This window comes from Natronomonas pharaonis DSM 2160, assembly GCF_000026045.1.
Taxonomy (GTDB): domain Archaea; phylum Halobacteriota; class Halobacteria; order Halobacteriales; family Haloarculaceae; genus Natronomonas; species Natronomonas pharaonis.
In genome coordinates, this window is record NC_007426.1 from 1329819 (window position 1) to 1350686 (window position 20868).

26 protein-coding genes and 1 pseudogene are annotated in these 20868 nt (G+C 63.6%); 10 read left to right on the forward strand and 17 right to left on the reverse strand.

Going from position 1 to position 20868, the window contains the following annotated elements; genetic code table 11:
• Window positions 1-23: 23 nt before the first annotated feature.
• Window positions 24-218 (reverse strand): methytransferase partner Trm112, encoded by a 195-nt coding sequence (locus NP_RS06775; RefSeq protein WP_011323088.1) that lies wholly within the window; start codon window positions 216-218, stop codon window positions 24-26.
• 88 nt (window positions 219-306) lie between these two features.
• Here NP_RS06775 and NP_RS06780 point away from each other — a divergent pair, with 88 nt between their 5' ends.
• Both NP_RS06780 and NP_RS06785 read left to right on the forward strand, forming a co-directional pair.
• Window positions 307-741 carry a GIY-YIG nuclease family protein gene (locus tag NP_RS06780; protein ID WP_049939828.1) on the forward strand — a complete coding sequence of 145 codons (435 nt, stop codon included), beginning with the start codon at window positions 307-309 and terminating at the stop codon, window positions 739-741.
• 89 nt (window positions 742-830) lie between these two features.
• Window positions 831-1196 (forward strand): DUF7475 family protein, encoded by a 366-nt coding sequence (locus NP_RS06785; RefSeq protein WP_011323090.1) that lies wholly within the window; start codon window positions 831-833, stop codon window positions 1194-1196.
• Here NP_RS06785 and NP_RS06790 read toward each other — a convergent pair.
• Both NP_RS06790 and lrpA1 read right to left on the reverse strand, forming a co-directional pair.
• Entirely contained in the window at window positions 1193-1675 is a 483-nt protein-coding gene (locus NP_RS06790; protein ID WP_011323091.1) for an SRPBCC family protein, read from the reverse strand. The genes NP_RS06785 and NP_RS06790 overlap by 4 nt on opposite strands.
• A gap of 86 nt (window positions 1676-1761) precedes the next feature.
• A complete protein-coding gene (gene lrpA1, locus NP_RS06795) occupies window positions 1762-2187 on the reverse strand; it encodes an HTH-type transcriptional regulator LrpA1 (protein ID WP_049939551.1) in 426 nt (141 codons plus the stop codon).
• 203 nt (window positions 2188-2390) lie between these two features.
• Here lrpA1 and NP_RS06800 point away from each other — a divergent pair, with 203 nt between their 5' ends.
• The 4 genes and pseudogenes from NP_RS06800 to NP_RS06815 all read left to right on the forward strand — a co-directional run bounded on the left by NP_RS06800 (window position 2391) and on the right by NP_RS06815 (window position 6634).
• Window positions 2391-4346: a 3-hydroxyacyl-CoA dehydrogenase/enoyl-CoA hydratase family protein gene (locus NP_RS06800; RefSeq protein ID WP_011323093.1), complete on the forward strand. Its 1956-nt coding sequence runs from the start codon at window positions 2391-2393 to the stop codon at window positions 4344-4346.
• A pseudogene (locus NP_RS06805) lies at window positions 4347-4712 on the forward strand (PaaI family thioesterase); the annotation flags it as partial.
• Window positions 4630-5238, forward strand: coding sequence for a MaoC family dehydratase (locus tag NP_RS06810; protein WP_332370220.1), 609 nt, complete (start codon window positions 4630-4632; stop codon window positions 5236-5238). The pseudogene NP_RS06805 and the gene NP_RS06810, both read left to right, overlap by 83 nt.
• A 64-nt stretch (window positions 5239-5302) precedes the next feature.
• Complete coding sequence (locus NP_RS06815) at window positions 5303-6634, forward strand: methyl-accepting chemotaxis protein (protein ID WP_011323096.1); 1332 nt, start codon at window positions 5303-5305, stop codon at window positions 6632-6634.
• Between the two features lie 43 nt (window positions 6635-6677).
• On the opposite strand, the gene NP_RS06820 is transcribed toward NP_RS06815, so the two are convergent.
• A complete protein-coding gene (locus NP_RS06820) occupies window positions 6678-7034 on the reverse strand; it encodes a helix-turn-helix transcriptional regulator (RefSeq protein ID WP_011323097.1) in 357 nt (118 codons plus the stop codon).
• 64 nt (window positions 7035-7098) lie between these two features.
• Complete coding sequence (locus NP_RS06825) at window positions 7099-7836, reverse strand: NRDE family protein (RefSeq protein WP_011323098.1); 738 nt, start codon at window positions 7834-7836, stop codon at window positions 7099-7101.
• A 116-nt stretch (window positions 7837-7952) separates the two neighbouring features.
• Between NP_RS06825 and NP_RS06830 the strand changes: the two genes are divergently transcribed.
• A complete protein-coding gene (locus NP_RS06830; RefSeq protein ID WP_011323099.1) occupies window positions 7953-8522 on the forward strand; it encodes a DUF7524 family protein in 570 nt (189 codons plus the stop codon).
• A gap of 4 nt (window positions 8523-8526) precedes the next feature.
• Here NP_RS06830 and NP_RS06835 read toward each other — a convergent pair whose 3' ends face one another.
• From NP_RS06835 to NP_RS06865, 8 genes are all read right to left on the reverse strand, one after another.
• Window positions 8527-8925, reverse strand: coding sequence for an OsmC family protein (locus tag NP_RS06835; protein ID WP_011323100.1), 399 nt, complete (start codon window positions 8923-8925; stop codon window positions 8527-8529).
• 72 nt (window positions 8926-8997) lie between these two features.
• Complete coding sequence (gene rbcL / locus NP_RS06840; protein WP_011323101.1) at window positions 8998-10251, reverse strand: type III ribulose-bisphosphate carboxylase; 1254 nt, start codon at window positions 10249-10251, stop codon at window positions 8998-9000.
• 90 nt (window positions 10252-10341) lie between these two features.
• Window positions 10342-10497 carry a hypothetical protein gene (locus tag NP_RS14580; RefSeq protein ID WP_011323102.1) on the reverse strand — a complete coding sequence of 52 codons (156 nt, stop codon included), beginning with the start codon at window positions 10495-10497 and terminating at the stop codon, window positions 10342-10344.
• A 69-nt stretch (window positions 10498-10566) separates the two neighbouring features.
• Complete coding sequence (locus NP_RS06845; RefSeq protein ID WP_011323103.1) at window positions 10567-11352, reverse strand: HAD-IIA family hydrolase; 786 nt, start codon at window positions 11350-11352, stop codon at window positions 10567-10569.
• A 50-nt stretch (window positions 11353-11402) separates the two neighbouring features.
• Window positions 11403-11762 (reverse strand): hypothetical protein, encoded by a 360-nt coding sequence (locus NP_RS06850; protein ID WP_011323104.1) that lies wholly within the window; start codon window positions 11760-11762, stop codon window positions 11403-11405.
• Window positions 11759-14200 carry a penicillin acylase family protein gene (locus NP_RS06855; protein ID WP_011323105.1) on the reverse strand — a complete coding sequence of 814 codons (2442 nt, stop codon included), beginning with the start codon at window positions 14198-14200 and terminating at the stop codon, window positions 11759-11761. Before NP_RS06855 ends, NP_RS06850 begins: the two co-directional genes overlap by 4 nt.
• A 57-nt stretch (window positions 14201-14257) precedes the next feature.
• The gene (locus NP_RS06860; protein WP_011323106.1) at window positions 14258-15754 is read right to left on the reverse strand and encodes a PH domain-containing protein; all 1497 of its coding nucleotides are present in this window, start codon (window positions 15752-15754) and stop codon (window positions 14258-14260) included.
• Window positions 15754-16320 (reverse strand): PH domain-containing protein, encoded by a 567-nt coding sequence (locus NP_RS06865; protein ID WP_011323107.1) that lies wholly within the window; start codon window positions 16318-16320, stop codon window positions 15754-15756. Before NP_RS06865 ends, NP_RS06860 begins: the two co-directional genes overlap by 1 nt.
• Before the next feature lie 242 nt (window positions 16321-16562).
• Here NP_RS06865 and NP_RS06870 point away from each other — a divergent pair, with 242 nt between their 5' ends.
• On the forward strand, window positions 16563-16814 hold the full coding sequence (locus NP_RS06870; protein ID WP_011323108.1) for an AbrB/MazE/SpoVT family DNA-binding domain-containing protein: 252 nt from the start codon (window positions 16563-16565) through the stop codon (window positions 16812-16814).
• Window positions 16815-17249, forward strand: coding sequence for a type II toxin-antitoxin system VapC family toxin (locus NP_RS06875; RefSeq protein WP_011323109.1), 435 nt, complete (start codon window positions 16815-16817; stop codon window positions 17247-17249).
• A gap of 101 nt (window positions 17250-17350) precedes the next feature.
• On the opposite strand, the gene NP_RS06880 is transcribed toward NP_RS06875, so the two are convergent.
• Both NP_RS06880 and NP_RS14375 read right to left on the reverse strand, forming a co-directional pair.
• Window positions 17351-18055: a YqjF family protein gene (locus tag NP_RS06880; RefSeq protein ID WP_011323110.1), complete on the reverse strand. Its 705-nt coding sequence runs from the start codon at window positions 18053-18055 to the stop codon at window positions 17351-17353.
• A gap of 90 nt (window positions 18056-18145) precedes the next feature.
• Window positions 18146-18463 (reverse strand): hypothetical protein, encoded by a 318-nt coding sequence (locus NP_RS14375; RefSeq protein ID WP_148215438.1) that lies wholly within the window; start codon window positions 18461-18463, stop codon window positions 18146-18148.
• 178 nt (window positions 18464-18641) lie between these two features.
• Here NP_RS14375 and NP_RS06890 point away from each other — a divergent pair, with 178 nt between their 5' ends.
• On the forward strand, window positions 18642-19154 hold the full coding sequence (locus NP_RS06890; RefSeq protein ID WP_049939554.1) for a macro domain-containing protein: 513 nt from the start codon (window positions 18642-18644) through the stop codon (window positions 19152-19154).
• Between the two features lie 18 nt (window positions 19155-19172).
• Here the strand turns inward: NP_RS06890 and NP_RS06895 are convergent, their stop codons facing one another.
• Complete coding sequence (locus tag NP_RS06895) at window positions 19173-19823, reverse strand: helix-turn-helix domain-containing protein (protein WP_011323113.1); 651 nt, start codon at window positions 19821-19823, stop codon at window positions 19173-19175.
• 55 nt (window positions 19824-19878) lie between these two features.
• Complete coding sequence (locus tag NP_RS06900) at window positions 19879-20853, reverse strand: aldo/keto reductase (RefSeq protein ID WP_011323114.1); 975 nt, start codon at window positions 20851-20853, stop codon at window positions 19879-19881.
• Between the last annotated feature and the right edge of the window lie 15 nt (window positions 20854-20868).

Genomic DNA, 20868 nt, shown 5'->3' on the forward strand with positions numbered 1-20868 from the left:
GCCGCGGACAGTCGTACTATGGACTACGCCGCCGCCTCGTCGCGCATATCCGGCGGAAGGAGGTTCGGAATTCCGTCTTCGATGGGATACTCCTCACCACATTCCTCACAAAGTAGCCGACCTTCAAGAATCTCGTCGTCGTCTTCGCGGATAACTTCGAGTTCAAGGTCGCCTTTGTCGAGCGGGCAGCACAGGATATCCAGCAACGACTCTTTCATGGTGTTTGCTGTGGCGTCGACTGGGCAAAAGTATGGCGGGTCGCGCCCGCGGGCTGAGCCGGCAGCATCGATAGAGCCGACAGCTACTATGCGGCCGGCAAACAACGACCGAGACGTGAGCGGCGGCACCTACACGCTGATACTCGAACTCGAATCGCCGGTAACGGTTGAGATAGGAGCGCTCGGGACCCATCGACTACCCGCTGGCCAGTACGCCTACACGGGTAGTGCCCTCGGCACGGGCGGTTTCAGCCGCGTCGACCGCCATTACGAACTCGCGGCCGGCGACCGCTCGGTCAGGCACTGGCATATCGACTATCTGCTCGGCCACGAGGCTGTTTCGCTTCGCGGCGACGTTCGGACGCCCGATGCGGACATCGAGTGTGCTGTGGCCGCAGACCTTCCGGACGGCCCTGTCGACGGTTTCGGCGCGTCCGACTGCAACTGCCGGTCGCACCTGTCGGCCGGTGATGACATCCGTGACCGTGTCGCTGCAGCCCACCGGCGGGCGACCATCGAATGACGGGTCGCGGCGCTTTCGTCTGCCGGCTGCCGTATCGGCGCGGTCTTTTTATGTCCCGCGGGAGAGAAGCCGGTACTCACTGAGATTCCATGACTCGTAGAACGCTGGCCGACCTCCGTCTGCCGAATCTGCTGTTCATCTGTCTAACGCTCTCGCTGGCCGGGATTCACCTGTATCTCGGGCTGACTGCGCCGTTCATCGAGCCGGGGCGGGCAGGCCAGTTCGCTCTCATCGGGGTCGCTTTTCTCGCCGGCGTGGTCGCGTACTTTACGCCCTACTGGCGGCCGGTGCTGTATCTACTTGGCGTGGTCTTTGCTGTCTTTCTCGCCGGCGTCTGGGCTTTCGCCGGGTTCGAACACGCGCGGGTCGGCATCGTGACCGGCGTGGTCGCGACGGCGTTTGTCATGTTGGCGCTGTATCTGTTCGTCCGCGAGGAGTTTCGGGCAGCGAGTTAATCCTCCAGCAACTGTCTCGTCCGACGGTGACGGTACCGGAACATTGGCTCGAAACCGACGACCCCGAGCGGTGAGACGAGCCGGCCGGCCGGGCCACCGGGGAATTCGTATCGGACTGTGTCAGAAACAACCGTTCCGTCCCCATCGGCCCTGAACCGGTGGGTGTGCTCCCACTCGGTGAACGGCCCGTCGACCATCTCGTCGCGGAAACTTCCGGTGTCGCCGTCGCGCTCCCGGTGGGTGATGACTGATGTCCAGCGTTGCTGTGGAGCAACTCCGAGCGGCCGCATCGACATCTCGATTCGTGACCCAGCCGCGAGCACCTCCGGGTCAGGCTCGCCGTCCGGTCCGGTCACTGATTCGACAGTGAGGCCGAGAAACGACGGCGTCAGGGCTTCGAGGCCGTCGGTCGTGGCGTGGAACTCCCATACGTCCTCGAAGGACGCCCGGACGTGGGTCTCGCGGTGATAGGTTGCCATGTAGCCACTAAGAGCCCCGCGAACAAAACAGCACGCCAGTCGGCAAGGAACACGGCACGCCACGCGACGGAGCGAACACTGCCCCGCTATTTGAGCCGCTCCTGTAGGAAGGACGGATGCGCCGCCTCGACGCCGTCGATGGTGAGAATCTTTTCGTGAATGACATCGCCGACGGCGTCGCCGTCGGCAGCCCGGACCTCCGCCATCAGCATATGGTCGCCGCTGGAGGTGTACAGCGATTCGAGTTCGTCGAGGTTTTTCAGTTCCCGGGTCACCTCGACGTAGCGCTCGCTGGCGACGTCGATGCCGACCATGGCAATGGACGTTCCCGAGAGCTTCTTCGGGTCGATGTCGGCGGAGTAGCCGACGATGACGCCCTCCGATTCGAGTTTGTCGATGTACTTTCTGACAGTCGGCTTCGAGACGTCGGCCCGGTCGGCGATTTCGGCGTACGAGGCTTGGGCGTCGTCTTCGAGGATGGCGAGTATCCGGTGCTCCGTCTCCGCGTTCATGTGATATTGTTTTCCGTCCATGAAAAAATATCTTCCGAACCCGCAAACACGGTTCGTCCGTACTCTATCACGGCCGAAGAGCCGACAGCGTACGCGAAATTGCGGCTTTCTTCTTACAGTCAACAGACCGAATGGGAAATTGTCCTAACAGCGGTAATAGCAAGGGGTACCGTTAAGACGGTGCCGGGCGCACGGAACACCGTATGCCACTCGACGACATCGACCACGTTGCCGTGCTTGGCGCCGGCAACATGGGACACGGGATTACGGAGGTCATCGCCATCGCCGGCTACGACGTGACGATGCGCGACATCGAAACGGAACTTGTAGAAGACGGCTATGAGGATATCAAATGGTCGTTGGAAAAACTCGCCGAGAAAGAGCGAATCGACGAGTCACCGGAGACGGTACTGGACCGCATCAGTACGATGACGGACCTCGAAGCCGCCGTTGCTGAGGCTGACCTCGTCATCGAGGCCGCGCCGGAAGAGTTGGATATCAAGCACGACATCTTCACCGACCTCGAAACGTACACCGACGAGGACACGATTCTGGCCTCGAACACCTCTTCGCTGCCGATTACCGACATCGCAGCGGCTACTGACCGCCCGGAGCGGGTCGTCGGGATGCATTTCTTCAACCCGCCGGTAAAGATGGACCTCGTCGAGGTCATCTACGGCGACGAAACGAGCGATGCGACGGCCGAAACCGCCTACGAATTCGTCGAGTCGATAGACAAAACGCCCATCTACGTTAACAAAGATGTCCGCGGCTTCGTCGTCAACAGCGTGCTCGGGCCGTTCGGTGACGAGGCCGGCTGGATGGCCAGCGAGGGAGTGGCCGACATCCGCGAAATCGACGCGACGATGGTCCACGAGCGCGGCTACCCGATGGGACCGTTCGAGCTTGCCGACCTGACTGGCATCGACATCGGCTACCACGTCCGCACCGAGGCCGGCAAAGACGTGCCACCGATCGTCGAATCGAAAGTCGAAGCCGAAGCACTCGGCCGCAAGACCGGAAAAGGCTACTACGAGTACGAGGACGGCGATGGCGTCGATTACGGTCCCGACGACGCCGCTGACTCCGTCGACTGGCTGCGTATCGAGGCTCGAATCATCAACGAAGCGGCGAAACTCGTCGGCGACGATGTGGCAACGCCCGATGCTATCGACACGGGGCTTCGGCTGGGTGCCGGCTTCCCAGAAGGCCCCTGCCGACGAGCCGACAAGCTCGGCCTCGATACTGTCCTCGAAAAGCTCGACGACCTCCATGCACAGTACGGCGAGGACCGCTACGAGGCCGCCGACTACCTCCGCGAGCTCGTCGACAGCGGACAGACCGGGGAAGACGCCGACGCTGGCTTTTATACGTACGGCAGCGACGACGACCGAACGTACACGACCATCAATGTCGACCACCACGAGGACGGGCTGTTGGAAATCGAACTCGACCGCCCTGAGCGGATGAACGCGCTCAGCCAAGACCTCATGGACGAGGTCGTCCACGCACTGGAGACGGCCGACGAAGACGAGGTTCGAGCGGTCGTCTTCGAGGGAGCCGGCGACAGGGCCTTTTCAGCCGGTGCGGACATCACTGGCTTTGCCGGTATGGACCCCTACGAGTCGGAGGTCTCAGAGGTCTTCGAGGTCGTCGCCGACTACCCACGGCCGACGCTGGCGAAAATCGACGGCTTCTGTCTCGGCGGCGGCCACGAGCTCGCCTTGGCGTGTGACCTCCGCGTCGCCACCGATGGCTCCGAGTTCGGGTTCCCGGAGATCAACCTCGGCCTGATTCCGGGCGGCGGCGGCACACAGCGGGCGGTCCGGATGCTCACCGAAGCCCGTGCGAAGGAACTCGTCTTCCGTGGCAACCGCATCGATGCCGAGACCGCCGAGGAATGGGGGCTTATCAACCGCGCCGTCCCGGAATCGGAGTTCGAAGACACCGTCGAAGCCTTCCTTGATGACCTCGTCACCGGCGCCCCCGTCGCCCTTCGGAAGGCAAAACGGGTCATGAACCGCGGTCGCGACCAGGACATTTCCGCGGGGCTCCAGCTCGAATCGCAGGCCTTCGGACAGCTGCTCTCGACTGACGACGTGACGGAAGGCACGACCGCGTTCATGGAGGACCGCAAGCCGGAGTTCGAGGGCCAGTAGATGTCCGAAACGCCCTCCGACGACGACATTGACTCGGCGCTTGCGGCCTCCCTCGACGAGCACGGCCTCTTCGAGTGGCTCGACCTCGATATCGAAGCGGCCGAGCCGGGGCGCATCGTCTTTTCGTTGCCGTTCGATGAGAAGTTCGCCAACCTCGCCTCCGGGACCGTCCACGGCGGTGTCACCGCGACGATTATTGATACAGCGTCGGGGTTTGCCCTGCGGTTGACGTTCGACGACCCTGCAGCGGCGCGGCTGACAACCACCGACCTCAACGTCCGCTATGTGCGGCCCGCCCGTGACGACCTGCGGGTCGAAGCGTCGGTCGTCCGCGCCGGAGGAACGATGGGGTACACCGAGAGTACAGTCACGACCGTCCACGAGGGCGAGCGAAAGACCGTCGCGACCGGCGGCACCAGCTACCGACTTTTCAGACATGACTGACGAACACCAAAGCGTCTTCGAGCACACCGACATCGGCGATACAGACACCACACACGGCCGAACGGTCACCGAGGCTGACGTGACGAACTTCGCCGGCGTGTCCGGCGATTTCAACCACCTCCATACGGACGAAGAGCGGATGGCCGATTCGATGTTCGGCGAGCGAATCGCCCACGGTATGTTCGTTCTGAGCGCCGCGACAGGGCTGCTGTGGCAGACCCGGACGCCAGAGGAACGGGAGGCCGTCGTCGCCTTCTACGGTATCGACAACCTCCGGTTCAGACAGCCGGTCTACATCGGTGACACGATACACGTCGAAACGGAGGTCGTCGACACTGAGGCGAAGCCGGACGGCCCCGGAAACGGTACCGTGACGACAGCGATTGAAGTCGTCAACCAGCGCGACCAGACAGTCATCTCGTGTGAGATGACGTCGCTGTTGCGATGAACAACGGGACTCACCGCCCATAATCGGGCGGAAGTTCTTTTGTTCGGCAACGGAACGGAAGTCCATGAGTGACAGCACGGACGGCGGCGAAGACCCGCGTCCGGACGGCGCTGGGACGCTCGCCGAACGGGGAAACGGCATCCGGTGGGAACAGGCGCTCAACGATATGCCGCTTCCCATCGTGGTTGCTGACTTCCACGGTGGCGACACCGAACTCATCATCTTCAACGACCTGATGGAGGAGATGACCGGGTTGACCAAAGCCGAGGCACAGGAGATGGATGCGTGGGAGATTTATCGGACGGACGAAACCCACGACACGAAGCAGACGATGGCCGAGCGCGTCCGCGAACTCGGCGAGCCGATACGCGACCACGAAACCGAACTGCTGGACCACGATGGGAATCTCCACCAGGTCGTCATCTCCAGTACGCCGATATTCGACGAGCGCGGCGACGTTCGGGCGACGATGACCAGCTTCCGTGATGTGACCGAACTCAGGGACAAAGAGGAAGCGCTGCAGGCGACACAGGAGCAAGTCGCTGGCACGCTCGACGAAGCAGTATCACAACTGGAGGCTGTCGCCGAGCGGGTCGTCGACAACGCCGAAAACATACAACAGCGGGCGAGCGAACAGGACGACTCGCTGCAGGATGTCGCTCGCGAGATGGAGTCGTTGAACGCCAGCATGGAGGAGGTCGCCGCCAGCACTGACGAACTGGCGGAAGCGGCAGACGAGATGCGAAGCGCCGCCGACGAGGGCCGAAGCGCCGCCGAAGACGCCCAAGAAGCAACCGACGAACTGCTCGAAACCGGCGAATCGCTCGTCGATACGGTTTCAGCGCTGGAATCGGAAATCGGCGAAATAAGCGAGGTCGTCGACCTCATTGCGGACATCGCCGACCAGACGAACATTCTGGCATTGAACGCCAATATCGAAGCGGCTCGGGCAGACGCCGAGGGGGGCGGATTCAAGGTCGTCGCCGACGAGGTCCGGAATCTCGCCGAGGAGAGCCAAGCACACGCCGCCGACATCCGCGAGCAGATAGCCGTGGTCGAAGAGAAGGCCACAGAAACTGTCGCGGAGACCGAAACGGCGAGCGAACGCATCGAGGAAACCGGCGACCGGATTCAGGAGTCGCTGTCGGCGCTTGAGGGTATCGCCGAGCGAATCGAAGAGTCCACAAGCGGCATCGAAGAAATCGCTGACGCCAATACCGACCAAGCGACCCGGGCTGAGGAGGTTACGGCCACTGTCGATGAGGTCGCTGACCGGGCACAGCTTGTCCGTGAGGCAGCCGGCGAGACGGTCGAAGCCGCCGAAACACAGCGCGACGTGGTCGGCGAAGTGTCGGCGGCTGTGACGCAGCTTCGGGACAGGACCGACCAGAAATAGAAGGTAGGTCGCCACGCAACCAGTTGTCGCCCTGCGTGGAGCGTCAGTATTCCTCGTACGCGAGGTTCATGACCCACTGGGAGAACGCGTCGCTTTGGGCGTCGATTTCTTCGTCGCCGACGAACGGCGACAGCATGTCACCGGCCATCAAAAGCGAGAAATCGAGGTCTTTCGGGTCCCGGACCGGTGTCACGAGATACGTGTTGTGTCCGTCGTAGACCGTCTCCTCCCGTTCGACGAGTCCTTCCTCTTCGAGCGAGTCGAGGATGCGACTTCCCTTTCTGGAGTCGACGTCGAGTTCCTTCCAGAAGTCGCTCTGGTGGATGCCCCCCGTCTCCCGAATCAGCTCAAGGCCTTCACGTTCAATCTCGGAGAGGTCCGCGTCGGTGGCGGTACTCATCGGGAGCTACTCGGCGGGCGAGCGATTTAAATCATTGCTTCGGCGGACGCGGTGTTCGGACACATCAAACAGCGTCCTCGACAGGGCGGTATTCGGCGTCACACGGCGGTCCATCGGCGAATTCGAACCGTCGCTGCTCACCAAGCCGGACGAGCGACGACGACCGCGTTCCGAACTGCCCGCGGTGGATACACGCCCCGTACTCGTGGTCGCCGAGCAGCGTCCCTGCTCGGCTGGTCCAGTCGGCCGCTGACTCGTCCGGTTTAGGCTCCAGCGCCGACCGGAGCCGCTCGGTATTCCGTGCCTGCTGGCGGCCGAGTTCGGGGCGCTCGGTGGGGGTGAACCAATCCCCGTCGAACCCGACGTTAACGACCGCGTGGACCCCGGGTGAGAGCTGGTGGACGACCCCCGTGTCACCGCTGTCGTGCACGACGAGGAGACAGTTCTCCGCGTCGGCGACGAGAAGATGGAACGGCGCGTACCGACGGGCCTCCAGCTCGGCCCGGACGTGGTCGACGGCCGCCGCCGCCGACCGGTATCCGAGCGCTTCGTCGACGAGCAGCCCACGCGAGCGGTCGCCGTCGCCCGCCCGCCACCGGTTTGTCACCGCGACGAGGACGCCGGCTGCGTTGTAGCCGAGCCACGTGCCGCCAGCCCGGTCATCGCGCGGCGCAACCACTGTTGGGTCCCGGTCGCGGACAAACGGGGGCGTCGACGGGCGGTTGGCGGCTTCGTCACGGTTGGCGGCAACACAGAGCGGCGCGTTGTCGAAGGCGTGCCAAGCAGCGACCAGCGTACACACGGCAACCGCTTTGGCAGGGAGCGTCTTAGTTTTTGAGCCATGAGCGGCGGCTTGCCCCATCGGAGATTCTCGGGTCGGGGAGAGACTTTTTAATCGTACCGGGAGAGAGTCAAACTGTGACACAGACACTCGCCGTCGATGTCAACGACGACGGGCTCTATACGCTTTCGGTGCCGGCGGAGTTCGAGGCCAATGGCCCGTTTACCGTCGAGTTGCACAACCACGGCGAAGCCAGTCACGTCTATCTCAACCTCGACGACCGGCTCTCGGAGGTCGCCCGCATCGAGGCGACGAACCACTACCTCAAGGAAAACGAACAACGGCGGATAGACGTTGCGACACACGACCCCTCGACGTGGCCGGACGAGACGCTTCGTGGCTCCCTGAAAGTCGTCGTCGCCCACGGTCAGGAGACGCGGTACGTGTCCGTGGTTCTCGAGCGGGCGGCGGAGACGACCACCGAAGTCGAGGTCGCCCCGGAGCTTTCGAGCCCGACAGTGACCGAGCAATCGACAGAGCCGACGCCGCTGCTCCGGGCGCTGCCGGTTGTCGTCGCCGGCAGCATCGCGGTGCTACTGGCGGTTGGAGCGCTGTTTGCCGCCGGTGGCACACAGCTGCTGCTCGGCATCGGTGCAGTCGTGGCGGCGGCCGCTTGCGGGGTCGCCGCCTACCTGCTCTTCGAGTAGCCGTTCAGAACGCGTTCGCTGTTGCCTCGACGTCGGCGTGTACTGCGGAGTCGAGTACCGCATGAACGTGACAGATTTCCTCGCCGAGTTCAATGACCGACTCGAGCTGTTCGTCTGTGAGGGCAGCCTCGATAAAGAGGTGGAACCGGATGGCTTCGATGTCGTCGCTGTCGTCGAGGTCCGCCTCGGCCTCGGTTTCGACCTTGCCGAGGTCGACCTCGAGCCGTCGCTTTGCGCCAGCGCGGCACGCAAACGTAAAACAGGACGCGTAATCGGCGACAAGCACTTCGTTCGGTGACGGTCCGTCGTTGCCTGACGCGTCGATGCTGAGTTCGAACTCGCCCGCCCGGCTGAACGCGTGGTACTTTTCTTCGTTGATTGTCGTGGTCTCGATGTCGGACATACACTCGGCTACTCACTCGGCGGGCTGAAAAAGATACGGCGGATATGCGCTCTGGGAGAGCGCCGGTGTCGGTCACCGCGGGTTTTGTGTTCCCCACTCGTCGAGCGCCGTCCGGAGTGCCGGCACCGACTCGGCGCGCGAGTCGAGGCTCTCGCCGTCGGCGTAGGCGTCGACGGCCGCTCGCAGCGCACGCGCACCGGCCTCGGTGCCGTCCGGATGGCCGTGAATACCGCCACCGGCCTGTACCATCACGTTCGTTCCGAGCGCATCCAGCAGTTGGTCGACGATGCCGGGGTGGAGCCCGCCCGAGGCGACGGGGAGCACGTCGCTGTGGCCGTGGAGGTCCGAGCGGAGCCACTCGTTGATGCCGGCGGTATCCTCGTTTTCCAGCTTGCCGAGGCCGGCAGTACCGGTGTGAATGTGGTCGACGCCGGCCAGCCGGGCGAACTGCGCGAGACAGCGCATCGAGACGCCGTGCTGGGGGAGCCGGTCGAAGGCGGCGTGCATCGCCCGGTGGGCGTGAATCGCCAGGTCGAGGTCCTCGGTCCGACGGCGAACCGTCTGGAGCCCACTCCAGCCGCAGGTGATGATATCAACCATCACAAACGACCCGCCGTGGTCATCAACAAACTCCGCCCGACGGACCATCTCGTCGGTTTCTGCCGTGATGTTGACGAGGTAGTCCTTCCGCTCGCCGGTCTCTTCTTCGAGGCGGTCACGCGCGGCAAAGGAGTCTGCGACCCGCTGTTCGAAGGGGTTGAACGTCTGGTCGGTGAGGTTCTCGTCGTCTTTCAGGAGGTCGACGCCGCCACGCCACGCCGACTCGGCGACTGAGACATGCTCCTCCGTCGAGAGACCGACCTTCGGCTTGGGAACGGTCGCCAGCGGCGGCCGGTCGCCCGCATCGAGCAGCTCGGTCCGGACATCGGAGCCGTACTGCGGGCCGGGGAACGAGCGGGCGATGACGGCGGGCCACTCACAATCGAGCAGCCGGATGGTTTCGACGGCTTTCATCCCCATGATGTTGCCGGCGATGCAGGAGAGAATCTGCGGTAGGCTGCCGTCTTCGAAGAGCCCCGATGGGTATGCAACGGTTACCTGCGTACCGTGTTCGTCTTCGGGACCAATATCGCAGGCCAGCGCCGAGTACTGCCGGACATCGGACTCGGGAGACAACGCCGCCCACGTCCCGTTCGAACTCTCGGAAGCGACTCTGGCGGCGGCATCGGCGACGGAGATGCCCTCGCCGGGCACCAGCCGGAACGTACAGACGAGGTCGTCGTCGGACGGTTCGTACGACTCGTCGAGGAAGTCTGCGTACTCCATAGAAGGGGGTTCGTCGCGCGGTACCTTAAGTCCGAGCCGGCCGTCGGCAGCGACAGGCCCGGGGGGCCGACTCGCGTCGGCCCGTGCTCGTCACTTTTGTTCAGCCCTCGTGTAACTTCTGTAGCTCATCGCTGCGCCGTCAACGATGACCATGTCGGAGCCGTGCTGTCGCTCGTGTGGCGGCTCCTCGCCGATTGCCGCAATGTCAGCGTCGCCGTACTCGTATGGTGTGTGGTTTTCTACCATACACGTCCGTCAGCGCCGATGGTATATAAATCCTTGTCAGACAGTAACACTCATATCGGTGCGGGCCGTCTACAGGCCTTCGAGGACCTGCTCCAGCTCCGCGAGCGATTCGATGACGTAATCGGGCGTCCGGCGGCTTTCCCCGATGTCTGCTTCCGCGTCGATGCCGGTCTCAACGAGCACCGTCGTCATCCCGGCCGCCGCACCGAGCGCGATGTCGGTGTCGAGCCGGTCGCCGATGACGAGACACCGCTCCGGCGGCGCGTCAAGCGCCGAGAGCGCGGCCGCGCGTGCTTCCGGGGATGGCTTCCCAAGAATCTTCGCCGGCTCCCGTCCGACGACGCCGCCGACGGCGTTGATTATCGCGCCTGACCCCGGTGCCATCCCGGATTCGGCCGGAATCAGTCGGTCGGGGTCGGTTCCGTAGAACGTCGCCCCCGAATTGAGCGCCCGGTACCCGGCAAGCAGGTCGCCGTAGTCGAATTTGTCGGTCCAAGAGACGACCAGCACGTCGGCCGCCGTGGCCTCTTCGACGACGTGCAGGCCGGCCGCCTCGAACTGCCGGCGGAGCCCGTCGTCGCCGACGAGAAAGATGGCTCCGTCGCCGTGTTCGTCGGCGAGAAACCGGGTCGTGACTGTGCCGGCGGAAAGCACCGACTCGGGGCCGACGTCGATGCCGAGTTCACTCAACCGGTCGGCGTAGGCCGAACGGGATTTTGTCGGGTTGTTCGAAAAGAAGACCGGTCTGATACCGAGTTCCCTGAGTCGGCGCACTGCCGCCGCCGCGCCCGGAAGTAGTTCCGAGCCGCGGTAGATTGTGCCATCGAGGTCGAGGACCGCACCCGCATACTCCATACCCGACGTAGGCGGCCAGCGGTGTTAACCGCTGGCTTCCCGGCCCAATGCTATCCGTCGGTCGTTGTGACGGGCGTGCCGTACCTGACAATGGCCGCCGTTGCGGTCGGAACGAGCACCGAGACAGCGACGAGCCCAACCGAAAGCGGAAACGCGCCGGCGACAGCGCCGAGCACACCGTACCACGATAGCACGACGCCGTAGGCGACGAGGACGAAGAAGCCGAAATAACACCCCAACACGAGCGCCCGTTCGGTCGAGGACGCGACCACGCCGAGAAGACCCCCGGCCACGACGAGACCGAGCCAGTGGCCGGCTGTCGCCCCAATCCCGACGACAACGGCAGCCGCGACAGCCAGCTCCGAACGGGAGCCATACCGGATGGCGTGGAGGTGCCCGGCGAAGCTCATCCGTCCACCTCCGCAAACTCGATGACGACCGGCCCGCGTGGCGCATACGCCATCGGTTCGGTACCGCCAGTCGCCCACGGGTCCAGCCGGTCATCGTAGTGCGTCGACAGCGGGTTGCCCGACTGCCCGCCCGGAAGCGTCCCGACGCCGCCGTCGCCATCGACGACCATCCGCCAGCTCATGCCGGCTTGCGGCTCACGGTCCGGACGGAAATTGAAGACCGTCGCCGGGCTGCCGGCCATCGGTCGCCGGTCGTAATCGAGGAAGTCAAGCGGGAACTCGTGGTCGAGCTCGAGCTGGCTGTAATCACCGTAGGTGCCGTAGCCCTCTGCTTCAGCCCGGTCAAGCGCCGTCGACAGCGCATCGGCCGCGATATCCTCGCGGGTCTCGGTGGTTCGGGTCGAGGGGTTGTCGAACCACTCGCTTTCGCTGTCGAGTCTGGCAAGCGTCGTATCCGCCGGATAGTAGGACTCGTCAAGACCGGCCGCGTCGAACTCCGGCCCCCACGTCGCCTCGCGGTAGGCCGAGAGCCACAGCGTGAACACAAGCGCCGCCTCGGAGTCCGGCTCCATCCGCCGGTCCCACGACGCCAGCTCCGACAGCGCTGTGTGCTCTCTCGGTGCCAGCTGTGACGCATCGAGCGCGAGAAGCTGCGGCAGGAAGGTTGCGGCCCGCTCCGAGTAGGTGTCTCGCTGGAGGTCGACGTGGAACGCCCGGTCCATCGGCTCGCCGCTTTCGGCCCGCTCGTCGAGCCGCTCGTAAATGCGTTCGCCACGGTACGGGTCGGCGTAGCGTGTGCTCCGGGCGATGTAGAAGGGTGGGTCGTTCATGGTCCGCTGGTTTGCCGTCGCAACGTAGTCGGCACCGCGGACCTCGGGGAACCGCTCGAAGTCGGCGAAGCCATCGGCAGCGAAGTCGCTGACGCCGTAGGGCTCGAAGCCGTCCCACTCTCCGTGGCCGGCCGAGCCGTTGAAGATGCGGTCGCCGGCGACGACCTCGCCGTCGGCGGTCCGGACCGGATACTGACCGGTGATGCGGAACAGCGTTTCCTCGCTGTCGGCGGCGACGATATTCTGTGTCGGGAGGTCGAACCGGCGCAACGCCGCCCGCACGTCGTCGATATCGTCCGCCTGATTGAGCTGGTAGACGGCCTCTGCCTCCCGGGTGCCGGTCATTCCGAGCCACGAGACGCCGACGCGCCTGTCCTCCCGTTCGATGAGTGCGCCGTGGACGGTCCGCTGAACGTCGACCGTCTCGTCTTCGGCCCCTGCGACGTTGATGGTCTCGGTGCGGCTCTCGACGGTTCGCTCTGTGTCCCGATACCGGTAGGTTTCGTCGTCGACCCACTCGTATTCGTAGACATCGAGCACGTCAGCGCCGACGTTGGTAAAGCCCCACGCAACGTCGTCGGTTGCGCCGATGACGACGACGGGCATCCCGGGGAAGGCCACGCCGCGGACCTGCGTGTCCGGCGACTGGAGATGCATTTCGTACCAGATCGGCGGCACGGTCAGTTCTAGGTGTGGGTCGTTGGCGACGACCGGGTGGCCGTCGTCGGTGTGTGTCCCGGCGACGACCCAGCTGTTGGACCCGATTCCAGCGTCGGGTTCGTACGGCTCGATGGCGTCGTATATCGCCTCGTAATCGGCCGCTTCAGGGTCGGGCGAGGCCGCCGCTCCGTCGCCGCCATCGCCAGCTCCAGCCATCGGATTGTGGTCATCACGGACGACGGGTGTGTCGTGGTCGAGTTGGTCGGGATACAGCGACGCCGCATCGGGGAGTCGGTCTTCGACTGTCGCCTGTTCGAGGTCCGCGAAAGACCCGGTCAACCCCCACGAGACGAGTTTCCCAACGAGCAGCGTGTCTTCTGGTTGCCACGGGTCCGGCTCATAGCCCGCAACGGCGAACTCCATCGGTAGCGGATTGCTGTCGGCATAGGCGTTGACGCCGTCGGCGTAGGCCTCGACGTTCGTTCGTGTCTCCTCGTCCTCAATAGCTTCCCACGACGCCTCCGCAGCGGCCGCAAAGTCCATCTGCCGGTGGAAGCGGTCGGATTCGACCTGTTCGGGGCCGAACGCCTCGGCGAGTTCACCGCGCATCAGCCGCCGCTGGAGGTCAAGCTGGAAGAGCCGGTCGCGGGCCTGTGCGTAGCCGGCGGCGTAGCTCATCGCCGCGTCCGAGTCAGCCTCGATGTGCGGGACTCCTTGGTCGTCGTATCGGACCGTCGCCTCGCCGTGTGGGCTCTCGACGGTTGTCGGACCGGTAACGGCCCGTTCGATAGACGGGCCCGTGTCGGTCGGGTTCGCCTCGTCCGCGCCGGCCCAAGCGTCGCCGGTGAACGGCGCGACAAGGCCGATGGGTCCGCTCGCGGCGTACAGCGACGCGACGAGCAGGACGCTGAACGCGACCGCAAGAAGCGGCCGACGGCGCTGTTGCATGACAACGACACACAGAATCAATTACCAAAAAGTTTCCCGTTGTCCCTGTCGCCGGCGCTACACGCCGGGATTCGGGTCGGCGTCGGCCAGCTCCGCCGTCATCGACTCGACGCGCTCCTCGCGACGTTCCTCACGGCGGTAGGCGACCATCTCCTGAAGCTTATCGGCGACCTCTTCGCGGAGTTCCGCGGCCCGTTCCTCATCGATGTCGAGCGCTCTGGGCTGGCGGTTCGTCAACCCGCTCGACCCGGCCGTATCAACGACGAGCGTCGCCAGCCGGCGACGACGCTGAAACACCGTTTGGGAGTCAAGGACCGTTTGGACGCGGTAATACGGGACGACGGTGATTGTCCGGGTCCAGAATCCCTCCCGCAGAACGATATACTCCGATTGAACATCGTAGCCGAGGTTCAGCCATTTCAGGTGGGCGGCGACGGCCGCAAGCGGGAACAGCGCCAGCGTCGCATACCACGCGAAGGTCAGGTCGGTGTAGGCGTCCGCGCCGAAGGCGACGATGACGGCTATGAGGGCGATAATGCTGTATCGGCCGGCGTACCGCTCTCTGGCCCGCTTGGGTGGGCGCGTAAACTCGACGTCGGTAAAGTCCTCGACGGACTGTGCGAGGTTGAACACCCTGTCTCGCTTGGCCAGCGGGATGGCCGACTCCGACCCTCGGTCGCCCGGCGCGTAGCCAGCAGTCTCGACGGCCAGCGACGCATACCGCAACCGGCGAGCGATGAAATTCTCCGAGACGGTGAGCGTCTGGACCTTGGAGAGCGGTATCGCGCCGCTAAACCGTTGTAAGAGTCCCCGTTCGTAGAGGAGTTCGTCGTTCTGCCGGGCGAGGCGGAACCCATAGTAGTTCATCACCGCGAGGATGCCGCTGATACCGGCGGTGACGACGACGATTGCGGCCGCCGCCAGCGGCGCGGTCACCGCCAATCCCACGAGCGGGTCGGCGAACTGCTCGCGGAGCGACGGCGAGACGACGGGCAAAAGCACCGTCACAAACGAAAGCAGCCGCAGGTCGATACCGACGACGCCCAAGAGTCCGAGTTCCTTGGAGGTAATCGAGAAGAGTTCCTGCTCCGGCTCCGCGGACCGTTCTGCCTCCCGTTGGGTCTGCCCCCGTTTGAGACGGCCGATTTCGGACTGTAGCCGCTGTGCTTCCTCGACGCTTACATACCGGAGCGACGCCTCCGTCGAGGAGCCGCCCGCTGTTTCGAGGTTTATCTGTGCGACGCCGAAGGCCCGCTGGAGCACGTTACGGCTGATGTCGACGTTCTGTACCCGCTGTATCGGAATCTCCCGGCGGCGTCGCGAGATGACACCGGAGGCCATATCCAGCGTGTCGGCGGTAAGTTCGTACTCGAACCGCTGGTAGTAGATGAGTTGGTAGGCAAGCGCGATGACAAACCACGCAGCCACGATGACGCCGACCGCTGAGGTACCGCCGAGCGCCGGCGACCCGAGGATAGCGATAATCAGGACCCACGCGAGGCTGATAACCGATTCGATGGCCCGCAGCGGGACGGAGAACGGATGGAGCTTCATCAGACGGCGTCTTCACCCTCGGCGGCGATTGCGAGCTGTTTCAGCCGGGATTGGAGGTCTTCTGCCCGCTCTGGCGTCAGTCCGGGAATCGATACGTCAGCCCCACGCGAACCCGCAGTGTAGACAACTGTCGTCGAGAGCCCGAACACCCGCTCTGTCGGACTCCGTCTGGTGTCGACGTGCTGTATCCGCACGTACGGCGCGACGGTCGTTACCTGCGTGAGCACGCCGCGGTGCAGATACAGAGAGTCCTCCCGCACCTGATAGGTCCAGATACGGTATCGGAGCACCGCGAAGACGATACCCACGAGAAATCCGACAGTAAAGACCGCCCCGCCGATTCGTGGGCTGCCGAACTCTATCATTGAAAAGCCCACAGCGGCGACACCGCCCAGAATCGCTGCCGTAATCGCAGCCTGTAGCGACCAGACGGCCTGTATCTCGGGTTCGAGCGTCTGTGGAGGGCCAGTAAGCTCTTCGATGTCGGGAATGTCGTCCGGCGTCAGACCCGTATCGACGCGACGAACCGCCGGCGTCAGCGACTCGTCGAACGGGCTCTCGGCCATTCGACTGCCGTCCGTCTCGTCCATTGCGGGATACTGTGGGCGCAACATATATAGTAGCGGTGTCCTCGACACCAAGTGGTTCCTGTTAACGTACGTGCCACTTACTAATTCAATGAAGCATGGGCAACGTGCTGATGCTGCTACCAGTTTCGTGCAAGATACAGAGCGTATGTTCGTCACCCGGGCGCTCTCAGTGTGAGCGCACACTAGAGTTTATTAACGATGGAATCGTACGTTCATATGTGAGTAGTGAGAGCGTTGACTCAGAGAGCAAGGTGTCAGGGAATCAGGCGAACATTCCTGCCCACATTCGCCGGGAACTCGACATCGATGACGGCGACAAACTGCGCTGGCACATCGAGGATGACGGCACGCTCCGGGTCCATGTCGTCCAGCAACGGACCGGTACGTTCAGTGACTTCGCCGGCTACGGCGGCGACGAAGAGACAGTGGTTACAGCGGACCACGATGCGTGGGGCGTCGGCGACAGCTAAATGCCACGTGTACTCATCGACACGACCGTTCTCTTCGCCGCAACGTACCGCCAAGACAGTGCACACGACAAAGCCCTTCCCATCCTCTCCGGCATCGATACTGCCGCTCTCCCGGAAGTAGTGATTCTCGACTACGTACTCGCAGAGACGCTAAACGGCCTCACCACCCACGCCGGCCACGACGCCGCTGTTGACTTTCTTGACCGTATCGAAGAGAACGCGCGGTTCCACATCGAATCACTGACCGCGGACGCTTTCGCCACAGCGAAAGCGCTCTTCCGCCAGTACGAGCAGTTCTCGTTGGTTGATGCCTGCATCGTCGCCTATATGCAAAACGAAGGGTTCGGATACCTCTATGCGTTCGACGACGACTTCGATGCCGCAGCAGATATTTCTCGCCTCACCACTGCAACAAACCCCTATCAGCCGCAATGAGCCCCTCGCGCGAGTGGCCGATTCGCTTCCTCAATCTTGCACAGCACGTCCTGAAAGAACCCAGTGGACTATTTTGCTAGCTTCAGTACGAGCCGCGTACGTTACTCCGGACCAGCGAACCGCCGGATTCGGTCCGCAGTGACGGCTATCGGTGCAGCGAAATACAGCAGCGGGTTACCGCCGGGTCTGTCGAAGCCGTTGGCCGCAAACAGCGTGTTCGTCTCGATGTCCGCCCACGCCGGGGCCAGCGACCACGGCTCGTGGTCGATGTCGCCGTAGTAGACGGTTCCACCACGGTCGGTCGTGTAGAACCGGTATCGCTCGGTCAGAAACGCCGGAAGCGAGCCGGGGTCGGGCGTGGAGAAGTCGCTGTCAGGGCCGTAGCGCGCGTCGAAGCGGGCGTCCGGTGCGTCGCTCGTCCGACGGCTACGGAACCGGACCTCCCGGTCGGTGCCTTCGCCTCGCGTCTCGATATCCATCGCCGCTCGGTAGTAGGGCAACTGGAACAGCGCTCTGGCGATAGCGACGCCAATCCGGTCGTCGGCGTCGAGATTGTAGAAGTAGACGCCCGGCCTGCCGTCGACGGTAACATACGTCCGAAGGTTCAGTTCGCCGAATTCAAGGCCGAACGGGACGCCGCGGGGGCTAATATCCGACATCACGAAGGGCACGACACCGAGGTAGGCGTCGCCGTCGAAGGTGTCGACGGCGAGTCCGTCCGGAAGCGTCTCAGCGACGGTTTCCGGCGGCACCGTCCAATGGGCGAAAAGTAAATCCCGCCACGTCATCTCCAGCAGGTTTCGCATGTCTTTGTCTAGGGCTGCTGGTCGTATATGCCTTCGACCAGCGGAACCAGTCACGATGTATCTCAGGTGGTCTGTGATGCCATCGCCGGGCTACGGAATCCGACTGCCGACCGCGTAGACGACGACACCGACTATCGTGGTCAGAAAGCCGACAAGCAAAATCGGCATATCCTGCTCCAGCGGATGTACGACGTGGTCCGGGGTTCCGTACAAAAGTCTGAAAACCGCATCATAGAGCCCGTCGTGGAGCGCTGGGGCAAGGAATCCGGCACCGATTCCACCTGCGACACCGCCGCCCCACAACAGCTGTGTCTGTTTTGGAGACTGGCGGCGTTGCATATCCAGTACGACGAGGCCGAGTCCAGAGAGTGCGACCGCAATGGCAAGGAGGAGGGCTATGGGGGACATGGTATCGGAGTCATGTTTTACAAACCCGTATTCTGATAAAAATATGTCGGACTCCGGGCGAACCACACATGTTTCAGGGGGGAAAGAAGCCATCCTGTGCCTACAGCGCTCATCATTCCACCCACGCTGGCCAGTCGCTGCGGACGGTTTATTTGGGATGGGCGAGAGACAAACGCACATGGAGTTCGATGTCGTTCAGGGGGACATCGCAGCACAGTCGGCGGACGCGCTGGTCAACGCAGCCGGGACCAGCCTCAAAATGGGCTCCGGCGTCGCCGGGGCGTTGCGCCGGGCTGCCGGTCGCGGGCTCAACGAGGAGGCGGTCTCGAAGGGACCGGTTGACCTCGGGGAGGCGGCCGTCACCGACGCCTACGAACTTGACGCCGAGTACGTGATTCACGCCGCGGCAATGCCCCACTACGGCGACGGAGAAGCGACAGCCGAGAGCATTCGCGAGGCGACGCGGAACGCGCTTGCGGCTGCTGACAAGCGGGGCTGTTCATCGCTCGTACTCCCGGCGCTGGGCTGTGGGGTCGCGGGCTTCGACCTCGAGGAAGGCGCAGCACTCATCGGGGAGACAATAGCCGAATACGAGCCGGAGACGCTCGAAGCGGTCGAGTTCATCGCGTACTCGGACCGCGAGTACGAGACGGTACGGGCGGCGACAGAGCTGTTCCGGAACGACGGGTGAAGACGGAGGGATAGACGGTCAACCGGCGATTTCCGAGAGCATTCGGGCCTCGATTTTCCGGAGGTGCTCGCCGACGGTCGTCGTCGACAGCCCGAGATGGTCGGCGATGTCCTGATGGGTGGCCTCCCGTGGAACCTGATAGTAGCCGAGTTCGGCAGCGGTATCAAGTATTTCCCGCTGCCGGTCGGTCAACATCGCCGAGAGTTCCTGTAGCTCCGGGTCGTAATCGGAGAGCCGCTCGAGTTCGACCCGGAGGTTCTCGGGAATGTCGTCGATTGCCTCCTTGACCGTCTCCTCGCCGCCGATGGAGGCGACGCTGATACCGCCGTTGGGACCGTATTCGATGGGCATGTCGATGACGAGTTCGTGCCGTTGGGTGAGGTCGTGGAGGGCCTGCCCGACATCCGTCGGCTCGGTGTGGAGGTAGGCTTGCACGCCGTCCCGAAGCGTCGAGATATCGTAGGAGAGGACGTTATCACTCGCCTCGAACAGTTCGTCGAGGCCGTCCGGCCCGCCGCTGATTTTCAGGAGGTAGACCGCGGTCCCGTCGTTGAGTCGGTTCGTGTGGAGAATTGCCTCGTAGTTGTGGTCCGGACTCGCGGCGACCGTTCCGCCGGTCGGGTCGATTTCGCCGTCCTCCGGAACGAGGGAGACCTTGACGTACCGCATTGTGCCGGCTCTTGGTGGGCGGGATATAAACCTCCCTCGGTCGACAGGGTGGTCCTCAGTCGTGGCCGGAGACGGGAACCGGTTCGTAGGGCGCTTCGAGGTACGCGAGGTCGCTATCCGAGAGGTCTATCTCAAGTGCTTCGACGGCATCTTCGAGGTGGGACAGCTTTGATGCGCCGACGATAGGGGCGTCAACCCATTCCTTGTGCAGCACCCACGAGAGCGCGATTTGCGCCATCGAGACGCCCTTGTCGGCGGCCAATTCCTGTACCCGTTCGTTGATCTCCCGGCCGCCGTTGTCCGCGTAGGGGTGTTCTTGTGCGTAGTCGTCCGTCTCGGCGCGCTTTGTCGACATGTACTCCTCGTGGGGGCGGGTGAGGTAACCGCGAGCCATCGGGCTCCACGGCATAACGCCGAGTCTCTCCTTCTCACAGAACGGGAGCATTTCGCGCTCCTCCTCGCGGTAGGCGAGGTTGTAATGGTTCTGCATCGTCGCGAACCGCTCTAGGCCCTCCCGGTCGCTGGTATGGAGCGCTTCCGCGAGCTGGTGGGTCCACATCGACGACGCGCCGATATGGCGGACCTGTCCCCGCTGGACCGCGTCAGTCATCGCGCGTAGCGTCTGTGCTATCGGCGTGTCGTAGTCCCAGCGATGAATCTGATAGAGGTCAACGGTATCCATTCCGAGCCGGTCGAGCGAGGCCGAAAGCTCTTGCTCGACAGTCTTCCGGGAGAGACCACCGGAGTTGGGGTCCCCATCCCGCATCGGGAAATAGACCTTCGTCGCAACGACCGATTCCTCGCGGTGGCCGTCGAGTGCGTCCCCGAGAATCCGTTCGCTCTCGCCGCGGGAGTACATATTTGCGGTGTCAAAGAAATTGATGCCGAGGTCGAGCGCCCGCTCGACGAGTTCGTGGCCGAACTCCTCGCCCCGAACCCACTCGCGCCAGTCGTCGTCGCCGAAGCTCATGCAGCCGAGACAGATGCGCGACACCTCGATACCGGTTGCGCCGAGCGTCGTATACTCCATACCCGCACCAGCACG